Origin of the sequence: Winogradskyella ludwigii (genome assembly GCF_013403985.1) — a bacterium.
Classification (GTDB): Bacteria; Bacteroidota; Bacteroidia; order Flavobacteriales; family Flavobacteriaceae; genus Winogradskyella; species Winogradskyella ludwigii.
Window position 1 is genome coordinate 299118 of sequence record NZ_JABFDF010000005.1, and the last position, 12329, is coordinate 311446.

At 33.9% G+C, this 12329-nt stretch carries 9 protein-coding genes; 2 read left to right on the forward strand and 7 right to left on the reverse strand.

Annotated elements, in window-relative coordinates; all coding sequences use genetic code 11:
- Positions 1-273: 273 nt before the first annotated feature.
- The 4 genes from HM981_RS13635 to gdhA form a co-directional block, all read right to left on the reverse strand.
- Positions 274-2703: a TonB-dependent receptor plug domain-containing protein gene (locus tag HM981_RS13635; protein ID WP_179339359.1), complete on the reverse strand. Its 2430-nt coding sequence runs from the start codon at positions 2701-2703 to the stop codon at positions 274-276.
- Between the two features lie 29 nt (positions 2704-2732).
- Positions 2733-3452 carry a DNA repair protein RecO gene (gene recO, locus HM981_RS13640; protein ID WP_179339360.1) on the reverse strand — a complete coding sequence of 240 codons (720 nt, stop codon included), beginning with the start codon at positions 3450-3452 and terminating at the stop codon, positions 2733-2735.
- A 3-nt stretch (positions 3453-3455) separates the two neighbouring features.
- The gene (porZ, locus tag HM981_RS13645) at positions 3456-5840 is read right to left on the reverse strand and encodes a type IX secretion system anionic LPS delivery protein PorZ (protein WP_179339361.1); all 2385 of its coding nucleotides are present in this window, start codon (positions 5838-5840) and stop codon (positions 3456-3458) included.
- A gap of 210 nt (positions 5841-6050) precedes the next feature.
- Positions 6051-7394 (reverse strand): NADP-specific glutamate dehydrogenase, encoded by a 1344-nt coding sequence (gene gdhA / locus HM981_RS13650; RefSeq protein WP_179339362.1) that lies wholly within the window; start codon positions 7392-7394, stop codon positions 6051-6053.
- Positions 7395-7699: 305 nt separating this feature from the next.
- On the opposite strand from gdhA, the gene HM981_RS13655 reads away from it, so the two are divergent.
- Positions 7700-8488, forward strand: coding sequence for a THC0290_0291 family protein (locus tag HM981_RS13655; RefSeq protein ID WP_179339363.1), 789 nt, complete (start codon positions 7700-7702; stop codon positions 8486-8488).
- An 83-nt stretch (positions 8489-8571) separates the two neighbouring features.
- Here the strand turns inward: HM981_RS13655 and HM981_RS13660 are convergent, their stop codons facing one another.
- On the reverse strand, positions 8572-9711 hold the full coding sequence (locus HM981_RS13660) for a cystathionine gamma-synthase (RefSeq protein ID WP_179339364.1): 1140 nt from the start codon (positions 9709-9711) through the stop codon (positions 8572-8574).
- 147 nt (positions 9712-9858) lie between these two features.
- Here HM981_RS13660 and HM981_RS13665 point away from each other — a divergent pair, with 147 nt between their 5' ends.
- Positions 9859-10578: a DUF3298 and DUF4163 domain-containing protein gene (locus tag HM981_RS13665; protein ID WP_179339365.1), complete on the forward strand. Its 720-nt coding sequence runs from the start codon at positions 9859-9861 to the stop codon at positions 10576-10578.
- On the opposite strand, the gene HM981_RS13670 is transcribed toward HM981_RS13665, so the two are convergent.
- Both HM981_RS13670 and HM981_RS13675 read right to left on the reverse strand, forming a co-directional pair.
- Positions 10575-11822, reverse strand: coding sequence for a cation:proton antiporter (locus HM981_RS13670; RefSeq protein WP_179339366.1), 1248 nt, complete (start codon positions 11820-11822; stop codon positions 10575-10577). The genes HM981_RS13665 and HM981_RS13670 overlap by 4 nt on opposite strands.
- 5 nt (positions 11823-11827) lie before the next feature.
- Positions 11828-12283, reverse strand: a complete 456-nt coding sequence (locus tag HM981_RS13675; RefSeq protein WP_179339367.1) for a DinB family protein — start codon at positions 12281-12283, stop codon at positions 11828-11830.
- Positions 12284-12329: the final 46 nt, after the last annotated feature.

Below are 12329 nucleotides of genomic sequence, written 5' to 3' on the forward strand. Positions count from 1 at the left end.
CCATAGTAACCTCGGGTCTCCTTCGGATATGCGTCGGGTATGCGTCGGGTGAGCTTAAGGCCATATCCAGATAAAAATCAAATAATAAGCAAAATGCACCAGTAACTCCTCCGTAGCTACTCCGTATCTCCTCCGTATGTACTCCGTATGTAAGCCGTATAACACCCAACGACCCTTGACACCTGCTCAAAACCATAGAACCAGCATACCACAAACCAGTAAAAACATGTAAAACATCAAAAATGTAAAGGCTATAGTAGAAACAGAAAGCGACTAAAGGGTATAGGTCAAAGCAAGCACCAAATTCCTACCTGCTGCCGAAATCCCAGAAGAATAAGGTCTATACCGCTGATCTGTTATATTCTCTAAACTTGCCGTAAGACTCAGATGATCATTATACTGATACTGCGTTCTTAAATTTAAAGTAGACCAAGACGGAGCATAAGGATTCCCATCAGCATCCAAAGCATAAATATAATCCTTAGCCGTTTCCGAAGGAGACAATTGGTTAAAAGACAACGTACTATTATACACCATAAAGGCATCAAACAAAAAACGCTTACTGGTCCAAGTCAAATGCGTTCTCCCAAAATTAGGAGCCACATGTCGTGTAGGCTCTTCTACTCCATTATTATCTTCAGTACCACCAATAATATTATACTGCGAACGTAACATTAAAGACTTAGTAAAATGAACATCTATACCAACTTCAAAACCATAAATCCAAGCCTTAGACGCATTTTGTATGGCTTGTATGGTACTTAATTCCCCATCATAATCCAGTTCTGTAGCTCCATTCAACTCATAATCTCGTCGAATCAAAGCATCATCTAAAAAGGTATAATACGTCGCCATATCAATAACCACCTTATCGTTAAAGTTAAGTTTTAAGCCCAACTCCCCACCATAAGCGTACTCAGCATCCAAATCTTTGTTAGGCACCACAACAGCGCCTGGCTCAGAATCAAACACCTTACCAATGTCATCAATATTCGGAGCTCTAAAGGCTGTAGAAGCATTAAGTTTCCATTGAATCATATCACTTGGAGACCAAGTAAAACCAACAGTACCTGTTAAGGCTCCAGTATTCACATCTGCCGTATCAAAAGGAAGGTTTAAAAACACATTATTCTCCGTAAAATCAGCATGAGATAACACTTGGTTATAACGCAAACCAGACTGAAGCACAAAACGACTATTCGGTTTGTATTTTAAACTGGTATAAGCCGCAAAAGATTGCCAAGTCGCTCCATCAGGATAGCGCGTCACAGTAGCAGTCGTGGTTTTTGTGTCTAGATGGTACTGAGAGCCCTCAGAACCTACCGTATTATATAAATATTCTGCACCATAGAAAAGCGTCAGTTTAGGATGAATATGCTTTTCCAAATCAAGATTAAACGAAATAGCATCAACATTCTCCTCGCGTATATCACGTAATTCAGAACCAAAATCTCGATCACTACGGCTCTCTACAAAGTTCTGATAAGCCAACGTGGTCTGTATTTTATCATAGAGATTAGAACGGCTACTCAATTTGGTTAACTGTAAGTTACCCATAAACCATTGTTGCGGCCCATAATTCCATTCGGCAGATCGCAAATGATCACCGCTATAACGCAGCAACCGATCATACCTAGAATACTCTGACGTTCGAGAATAATACAGTCCTAAATCCAAATCCAAATCGTTAGACGGCTCATAACGCACCTTCTGCATCACATTTATTTGATCATAACCTGTAGGTAATTGCACTATAGGATTCGGATTAGTCACCATAACATCCACTCCATTTTCCTGTGTTACATAAGTGGGCCTTAAGTAATCATCAGGACCATGACTCCCCATACGTAAATCGCCAAAGTTGGTATAACTCACACTAGTTAAAAACGCCCAATGCTGGTAACCTAGATTAACATCAAAATGGCCCGTTTTTTCATTGCTCGCCGTCGCAAAACGTGTTAAAGCAGTGGCCTCTATATTCAAATCATCGGTTAGAGACAGTTGTGGTGTCTTTGTATAAAAACTCATAACTCCACCAATAGCATCACTACCATAAACAACAGCTCCAGCTCCTAATGTAACTTCGGTATGATGAATAGAAAACGGATCTATAGAAATTACATTCTGAAGATTACCGCCTCTAAAGATGGCATTATTCATCCGCACTCCATCTACAGTTATTAAAAGTCTATTGGTAGAAAACCCTCTTATCATAGGAGAGCCACCTCCCAATTGGCTTTTTTGGATGTAAATATTCCCGGTATTCTCCAAAACATCGGCACTGGTCTGCGGATTCGCTAAGGCAATATCCTTGGCATTAATACTAACAATGGTTTGCGGAATATCACGTTTATGTTGTTCAAACTTAGAGGCAGAAATAACAATCTGGTTAAGTCCCTCTACCTTAGGAACAAGATAAACCACACCCTTACGGATTGCAATTTCAGACTTCGTAAACTGAACGGTTTCATATAAGAAATCTTTAAAGACAATAAGCCCATCTGCAGTAAAATCATCCAACGAGACTTTACCATACATATCAGTAATTAAAGGCTTGCTTTTATTAAGATGATAGACAGCAACACCTGGAATAGGCGTTTGGGTACCTGCCTCTAATACAGTAACGGTTTGTCCAATAGACCACTGTAAAAAAAGAAATAAAAAGATAATAGTAACAGTATAGCGCTTCAGTTGTACACTCATGAGTATAAAAACGGGTTTATAAAAGTCGCTTAATGAAACACCTCATTAAGCACCTGTAATGATTTAGGCTTTTTAAAACTTCCCAAATGTAATTCAAAATAATGCAACAGCATATGTAAAAAATCTTGTCTTTGGTTTGCTGTAATCTTAACCGCTTTTAAAGCATCAAAACTTGTGCCTAACAACTGTTTTAAGAGTGTTAAATTCTCACCAGAAACCGAATATACACCATGATTCTTCGCCTCAAACACACCAGATTCTAAATTAAAAAAGTCATAATTGTTTTGTAGGTTTTCGGGTAGAAATCCTAAGTAGCGCGTAAGCTTCAACAGAAATAATAAATGAAAGTTTGAAAACTGATCTTCATTATCCAAATACTGAAGCGATGCCGTTATAAAATGAAACAAGTCTTCGTTTTTTTCTTCCTCCTTTAACACATTACTAAGTATCTCTGACAGGAATAATACAATAGAACTTTTATAGATATTAGTATGAAGACTTTTATAAATGTAATTAAACTTAACCTCCTTTATATACTGAAGCGATTGATTGGGCTTGTAATTCTCTTCAATCTGAAGCTGAGACAACACCTGATAATAGACAGTTTTAGATAACCCTTTTTTAGATTTTAGCACACCTCTTAACATATAACTCACCACTCCGCGTTGCTCAGTATAACACTTAACAATAAGGTCGTAGTCTCTATATTTTAATTTGGAAAGAACAATGCTATTATTTTTAGAGAGCATGTATTATCGTACGATTAAAACTTTTAACACCTTAGTCTCAAAAGAATCCAAATCTGAAATTAAGATTAAATACACTCCTGTTCTCACCACAGAATTACCAAGGTTTTTACCATTCCAAATGGCAGTACCACCATCAATAGCAAAATTATAATTGGCACTAGAAGATCTTAAATTAACACTAGATTGCGCCTCGGCAACCAAATTACCTTCTATATCAGTAATTTTAATATTAACACGTTCTGTAAGTCCGCTAACTTTAACTCCTTTATTAATATCATTAAGATCATTAAAACCAAGGATATTATATTCTGGTCGTACCGGATTTGGATACACAAAGGCATCTTTTAAAGTCTCTTCCGTCTTAGAACCACCAGCCTTAAAAGCTAACAAGCCTTTAATAGTAGCAATATAAACAATACCATTATTAGAATCTATAGAGATATCATTAATCCTATTGGAAGGTAAAGGAGAATTATCTTTAGTAAAATGGTAAATAGTAGTTTGACCGTCTGGCGACAAATAAAACACACCAGAATCTACTGTGGCTATCCATTTATTATTAGAGCCATCTACTTTAATATCTGTAATGGTTTCTCCTTCTAATAATTCTTTTGCAATTCCATTTTCTAAGATAATTATAGAACTCAGCGTTGGGTTAACATCATCATAAAACCCAGAGGTATTATAAAGGACTCTTAACCCTGTAAATGTCCCAACCCAAAGTTGATTTCTATTATCTACAGCAATGGCATTAACTCTAGGAAAAGGCAAGCCTTGTTCTGCGCTTTTAATATTTCTAAGTGGAGTATCAGATATCGATTCATTATAAGCATATATACCATTGGTATAAGCACCAATCCATTTGGTACCATTAGCATCTATAGCAATATCAAAATACCCAAATTCATCCCTAATAGCATCTTGAATTATACTTGAAAAATCATAACTATTCCAATTACCAGAACTAGGATCATAAGATTTTAAAGGTTCAAATAACAGCGAAGTCATGGTCCATAAAAGCCCACTAGTATCAAAAGCAGAAGCCGAAACTCTGGTACTTTTAAACGTAGGAAAAGCAGGTATTAATAAGGATTCTAAACCACTATTATTTTCGTTATATAATATAGTAGGCTCAAAGTTATTTATTTCTAAAAGACCATCTTCAAAAGAACTCACAAATACTTGGCCAGTATTAAAAGGATTCACAGCTATTTGAGCAAGGTTTTTGGCTCCAAACACATCCTCAAATGGAATGGACTCCCAAACATCATTACTGTAATAACTTATACCACGACTACGCATAGGATCTGGCACTAAAGCTTCTGTATAATCCCCAAAGCTAGACCAAACAGTACTAGACTCTGCATTAAGCCTAAAAGTTTCATTAAATAACGGACCATTAGGTTTTATTTCAATGTAAGTACCTGAAGATGCTATAGATTTACTTAAAACACCAAAAGTATCGGTACCAATATAAACGGCATCATCTAAAGTAATTGCCGATGAAAAATTAGAATCAAATTCTACCGTTGGTTCAAAGCTACTTACCAATTGTATATTTTCGTTATAGACATAAATAGCATCTTCTGTTGAATAGATAAGCTGTGATCCAGAAACATCTGCATCTAATGGTAAAAGTGGTAATGTTAGTAGTGTGCTTAAAGTTGTACCATTTATTTCATAAAGCACCTTATTATCACGTACAGTATACAATTTATTGCTAATAGTATTCATGGTATAATAATTACCAATTACAATAGTTTCCCATTGCGCAAAATCTATTAAATTAGGATTGCTTAAATCTGCTCTTTTTACTCCATTACCGTCTAAACAAGCGACATAAATTTCATTATTTAAAATTGAAACTTGTTTTACGGTAACCTGAGAACCTCCATTACCTAAAAAATAAGTATCTCCGAATTCTAAACGTTCTAAATCATAAACAGAAACACCATAATCGGTAGATATATATATGAATCCTTCATTTTCATAAAAATGATTAATCCGTTTATTGACTGGTGTAATATTTTGTTTATCTAAAATATCAACGACAGATAACACTGAGTTTTCTGTTTCAGAATACACCTCAACCAATCCTGTTTCGTAACCAATTAGTACGTATTGATACTCTTCACTATAATAAATGGTGGTAATCTGCTCTCCTGAAAGTCCTTCTACTGTAGTAATTGTAGTTAACTCATTGGTTTGTGTATCATATTTAAAAACAGCATTTTGTGCTGCTGCATATATTTTATTTTCACCACTAACCACATCTACTATGTCGTTATAAGAATAATGGCCTTGCCATAACGTTGAAAAATCTTGACTTTGACATGACATGGTAAGACCAAAGACTAGAATGAAAATTTTGAGAACAGTGTTATACATTACTACTAAAAGTTTAGTCAAAGATATTTAATACTAACGAAAATAATGTAATAATCATATATTGAAGTGATTTAAACTTTTATTGAATGACTAAGACTAAATATTTTTTTCTGTAAAGAGGTCTTTTTAACAACCTAAATTATGAAATATTGAAATAAAAAAGCTTCCATGAAAACCATGGAAGCTTAGAATTATTAAGTGCAAAATGAGTTATACAACTCCTTGGGCTAACATAGCATCTGCTACTTTTACAAAGCCAGCAATGTTGGCTCCTTTAATGTAATCTACAGAACCATCTTCATTTTCTCCGTATTCTACACACGAGTCATGAATATCTTCCATAATATCTTTTAATTTGGTATCTACCTCTTCTCTAGACCAACTTAATCGCAATGAATTCTGACTCATTTCTAATCCAGAAGTTGCAACACCACCTGCATTTGAAGCTTTACCAGGAGCAAATAATATTTTTGCTTTTTGAAATTCGTGAACCGCTTCTGGTGTAGAAGGCATATTTGCACCTTCAGACACACAAATACAACCATTTTCTATTAATTGTTTTGCATCCTCTCCATTTAACTCATTTTGAGTCGCACAAGGCAAAGCAATATCACATTTAACAAACCATGGAGTCTTTCCTGCGACATATGTAGCATTAGGATATGCCTCTATATATTCACTTATTCTGCCACGTCTTACGTTTTTAAGTTCCATGACAAATTTTAACTTCTCAGTATCAATACCATCTTCATCTAAAATATAGCCACCAGAATCAGACAATGTAAGGACTGTTGCACCTAACTCTATGGCTTTCTCAGCAGCATATTGAGCGACATTACCAGATCCAGAAATCACAACACGCTTCCCTTCAAAAGAATCATTACCTCTTTGCAACATATTTTGTGCAAAATAGACATTACCATAACCTGTAGCCTCTGGTCTAATTAAAGATCCACCCCAAGATGCTCCTTTACCTGTTAAAACACCTGTGAATGTATTCTTTAATTTTTTATACATTCCAAACATATAACCAATTTCTCTTGCTCCAACACCAATATCTCCAGCAGGAACATCCGTATTATGACCAATATGCCTAAATAATTCCGTCATAAAAGCATGGCAAAAACGCATAATTTCATTATCTGACTTTCCTTTAGGGTCAAAATCAGATCCACCTTTACCACCACCCATTGGTAATGTTGTTAATGAGTTTTTAAACACTTGCTCAAAAGCCAAAAACTTTAAAATACTAGCATTTACACTTGGATGAAAACGCAACCCACCTTTATAAGGTCCAATTGCAGAATTCATTTGTACTCTATAACCTCTATTTACTTGTATTTCGCCTAAGTCATCTACCCAACTTATTCTAAAAGAAATTAATCGTTCTGGCTCGACCATTCTTAATAGAATGTTTTTACCATTATATATATCGTGTTTTGCGATATAAGGAATGACCGTTTCTGCCACTTCTTGAACAGCTTGCAAAAATTCTGGCTCATGGCCATTTCTTTCTCTTACAAGATCTAAAAAAGCTTCAATTTTGTTTTTCATATTTGTTGTTTATTTAGTCCTAAAATATTGATTGATGATCGTTTAAATAAAATCAATCAAGAATAATTTTTAACACAAAATCATTATATATTTGTAATAGTTTAGAAAATTATAATATATTGTGTCGAATATTATTTACCTACAAAAATAAGTGTTTAATTTTTTATTTTCTCAGTTTAATTTTTCGAAAATCAATAGTATTTATTGTATTAAAAAATAACAAAACGTGCATTTTGTCCGTTTTATTTTGTATTTCATCGAGTTTTTATATATTTGCTCGGTAAGCGTATCAATTATAAAGTTACATGACACTAAAAATAAAGAAACTAATTTTTCCGTTTGTATTGCTTTTATCAATGCAATTGAGTTATTCACAATTGGACTTTTCCCACGAGATTGGTGTTATTGCAGGACCTATAGCCTATCAGTCAGATTTCGGAGAACGTTATGATTTTGATACAAATTCTGGTAATACGGGTTTTGGTATTGGTCTTGTATACTATATGAACTTTGATTACTTAGTGAGTTATAAACTATCTAATAGGAATAGCTATTTTAGAGATCATTTTAAAATTCGTGCAGAACTGTCTTGGAATAAAACAAAACTTAATCATTTTGGCGAATGGGTAGATGAAGCCAGAACAAGTACAGCAGCAGACAAATTAAGGGCACATTCTGGTGAGGCTCAGAATTTTAATTTAGGAGCGCAACTAGAGTATTATCCTTATAGTTTAAAACAATATTCTAGAAGAGGACCTGATTGGGCTCCGTTTGCTAGTTTAGGTGTACAATACGTATTTTTTAGCCCAACAGTACAAACTACTTATGGCGATCGAAACATTGATAATGCTAACAATTTTTATCCTTCATGGGAACCTGGATCAATCACATATGAAAAAGGGTCTACGCTATCTTTAGTTGGTAGTATTGGAACGAGATATAAATTAACCGGACTATCAGATTTAATGATAGATCTTAGGTTTCAAAGCTTTTTTGATGATAAAACAGATGGTTTAGACCATCAATTATCATCTAACAAAACGAACGATTGGATGGTGTGGCTAAACTTTGGTTACATAATTTACATCGATTAAAATTATAATTACCGATATATAAAAAAGACCAAATCTTATTGATTTGGTCTTTTTTATTATAACAAGTTGATTCTGTAAATTGACTATCCTATGGCTTGCTTTAAGTCCGCAATTAAATCGGCTTCATCTTCTATACCAACACTCAACCTAATAAGCGAATCTACAATACCTAGTTTATTTCGCTCTTCAACAGGAATACTGACATGCGTCATACTTGCTGGATGTCCTGCTAAAGATTCTACACCACCTAATGATTCTGCTAAAGTAAAAACTTTGAGATTTTCTACTATCTTAATGGCTTCATCGTAATTATCTCCTTTCGTTGTAAACGACAACATACCGCCAAAATCTTTCATTTGTGTTTTTGCAATATCATGATTAGGATGCGTTTTAAGACCTGGCCAATACACCTTATTAATTTTAGGATGATTAACTAAATAGTTTGCCACTACTTTTGCGTTTTCACAATGGCGCTGCATACGCACATGTAACGTTTTAATTCCTCTCAGAGCAAGAAAGGCATCTTGCGGACCACAAATAGCTCCACTTGCATTTTGAATAAAGTACAACCGTTCTGCTAATACTTTATCATTAACAATTAAGGCTCCCATAACTAAATCACTATGACCTCCTAAATATTTTGTTGCGGAGTGCATTACTATATCTGCACCTAAATCTAAAGGCTGTTGCAAATAAGGAGTTGCAAACGTGCTATCAACTGCTAAAAGCACCTTATGCTTTTTGGCAATTTTTGCTGTTGCACTAATATCTATAATATTTAACAGTGGGTTTGTTGGTGTTTCCACCCAAATTAATTTTGTATTAGCATTAATATGGTCTTCTATGCGCTGAACACTATCCATACCAACAAAATGAAATACAATACCAAAATTTTCGAATAGCTTTGTAAATAAACGATACGTTCCTCCATAAAGATCATTCGTAGAAATTACCTCATCACCTGGTTTAAGTAATTTTAAAACGGCATCAATAGCAGCCAATCCCGAACCAAAAGCCAAACCATAAGTTCCATTTTCTAAACTTACAAACGATTTCTCCAAAGCGTAGCGCGTTGGATTACCAGAACGAGCATACTCATAACCTTTGTGACCACCTGGAGTAGATTGCGCAAAAGTTGATGTTTGATAAATTGGAGGCATTACAGAGCCATAAGCAGCATCTGGTTCTTGCCCTCCATGTATTGTTTTTGTATTAAATTTCATAATTCTATTTTAAAATTTACAAACATTATTAGCAACATTCCCTTTTGAGAAAAATACGATTTTTACGATAACAAAACTAAAAGATTATACGTTGTATTGAAAAGTATATAATACCTTTATATCATCTTTAATAAAACAAAAATGACTTTGAAACACATATTCCCCTTTATAATCGTTTTAGTACTTTTTAGTGCTTGTGATGAAGACATCAAACCATTAGAGTTTAAGACCCACAATATTGATACGGCTTATGAAGCCAATATCACTGTTGCTTTTGACGAAGCTGTAAAAAACAAGGAGCTTAGTGAAACCGCGAATAAGACTATAGAAAATGCAATATTAACAACAGTAAATTCATCTGAAAATGCTTCAGATCTTCAAACCATATTAAAAAACTTTAACGACGAATATTTACAATTTACATCTGATTATCCTGAAGACTCAGAACCTGTTTGGGAATTAAGTATTGAAACAGAATTAACTTATCAGTCTGAAGAAATAATCACTATTGCCATTAGTACATACGAGTTTAAAGGTGGTGCCCATGGCAACGATCAAATAAAATTATTAAATCTAGATGCTAAAACTGGGGAAGCATTACATCGTAGTTCTATTATAAATGATATTGATGGCTTTACAACATTAGCAGAATCCCAATTTATGGCCTCTTTAGAAAACAATAAAGACCACTTAAATATTGAAAACTTTTTCTTCGGAAAACCATTTCAATTACCTGAAAATATTGGATTCAGTGAAGAAGGCATCATATTAATTTATAACGTTTATGAAGTCGCTTCTTACGACATGGGTTACACTGAATTTATGATTTCTTTTGAAGAGGCGATGCCTTATCTAAAAAAACATTAATCTGCTTTCTTAGTTAATTTTTTTATAATTGGTCCAACGGTTAAACCTTGACCAACAATAGATACCACAACCACAACATAAGTAATTACTAAGAACAATTCTCTGTGCATTTCTTTAGTAAGACTAAGTGCTAATGCAATAGAAATACCTCCTCTTAATCCTCCCCAAGTCATTATAAGATTTGTTTTCGGGACAAAATCTAATCGTTTTTCGAAAAATTTAATTGGTATAAACAACGATACATAACGGCACATTAATATTATAGGTATCGCTAATAAACCTGCATAGATAAACTTGCCTTCTAAGGATAAGACTAGCATTTCCATACCTATCATTACAAATAAAATAGTATTTAATAAGACATCTATAAGCTCCCAAAATTTATCTACATACAGTTCTGTGGTTTCAGACATGGCTGAATTTCTTACTGTATCATTACCTACAATAAGTCCTGCAGTAACCATTGCTAATGGTGCAGATAAATGAAATTGATGTGCTAACATCGTTCCTCCCATAACTGTTGCAAGTGTTAGAATAACTTCAATTTCATAATTATCAATAGATCTCATTAAACGGTAAGTAATCCATCCTAGAAAAAGACCTAAAACAATGCCACCAATAACCTCTTGCCCAAATAACGTTCCAATATCAGCAAACTCAATAGCTGCATCTGGTTTTGCTGCAATGGCAAAAATGGTTAAAAACACTACAACTCCTACTCCATCATTAAACAACGACTCTCCTACAATTTTGGTTTCCAATTTTTTTGGAGCACCTGCTTTTTTCAAAATACCCAAAACAGCAATAGGATCTGTTGGAGAAATTAAAGCTCCAAATAATAGACAGTAAATAAAATCTACATTCAAATCCATTATCTGTAAGACATAAAACATCGCAATCCCAACTAAAAATGTAGATACTAAAACACCCAAAGTCGCAAAAGCTAAAATTGGCCATCGTTGTACTTTAAGCTGATTAAAATTGGTATGAAGCGCTCCTGCAAATAACAAAAAACTCAACATGATATCCAATAGAACGGTTTCAAAATCTATTAAAGCTATAAATTTTCGTTCTTGGACCAGTAATGTATCATCAAATTGTGCAATACCAACTAAAACTACCGTAAAAACAATAGTAATAACCATTAAGCCAATAGTAATTGGCAATTTTAAAAATCGGACATTGATGTAGCCAAAAAGGGCAGATAGTACAATTAAAATAGTGGCGATTGAGTAATAATCCATAGTATTTATAATGATTTTCTAAGGGCTAAGATATAGCCTAAATGAATACCTTCATGAAAATTATTGAATGCAATAGCTTCTTCAACCTTAGTCAACGTACTGGTCGTAGAAACGGTATATTCCGTATACGTTTTAAAAACTCCTGTATTGAAATCTTCTTTTGTTTTTTCAATAGGAGAGAATAATAAAGCTTTAATTTGGTCAACTTCAGCTTGAGACACGTCTCTTTCTGTTTTTGTGCCTTTTCGATAATCATCTACCATAGCATCAGAAACAACCATTGGTAAACCAGAGAGTTTATAAACCAATAATTGTTGGGTAACAATGGTATGTGCAATATTCCAGATGATATTATTATTAAATCCTTCAGGCACTTTATTTAAGTCTTCTAAACTGTGATTATCAATAAAACGTTCTAATAATTTTCTGTTTTTTATAGCAACTTCAAATGCCCAATCCATATTCATATATTTTTGATAAATGTAATTAAAATTACTTTTAAATACG

Excerpts from the sequence above, each read along its gene's own strand:
- gdhA (WP_179339362.1), bottom strand. The coding sequence starts at position 7,394 with ATGAAAAACAAAATTGAAGCTTTTTTAGATCTTGTAAGAGAAAGAAAT.
- HM981_RS13635 (WP_179339359.1), bottom strand. The coding sequence starts at position 2,703 with ATGAGTGTACAACTGAAGCGCTATACTGTTACTATTATCTTTTTATTT.
- HM981_RS13670 (WP_179339366.1), bottom strand. The coding sequence starts at position 11,822 with ATGGATTATTACTCAATCGCCACTATTTTAATTGTACTATCTGCCCTT.
- porZ (WP_179339361.1), bottom strand. The coding sequence starts at position 5,840 with ATGTATAACACTGTTCTCAAAATTTTCATTCTAGTCTTTGGTCTTACC.
- HM981_RS13655 (WP_179339363.1), top strand. The coding sequence starts at position 7,700 with ATGACACTAAAAATAAAGAAACTAATTTTTCCGTTTGTATTGCTTTTA.
- HM981_RS13675 (WP_179339367.1), bottom strand. The coding sequence starts at position 12,283 with ATGGATTGGGCATTTGAAGTTGCTATAAAAAACAGAAAATTATTAGAA.
- recO (WP_179339360.1), bottom strand. The coding sequence starts at position 3,452 with ATGCTCTCTAAAAATAATAGCATTGTTCTTTCCAAATTAAAATATAGA.
- HM981_RS13660 (WP_179339364.1), bottom strand. The coding sequence starts at position 9,711 with ATGAAATTTAATACAAAAACAATACATGGAGGGCAAGAACCAGATGCT.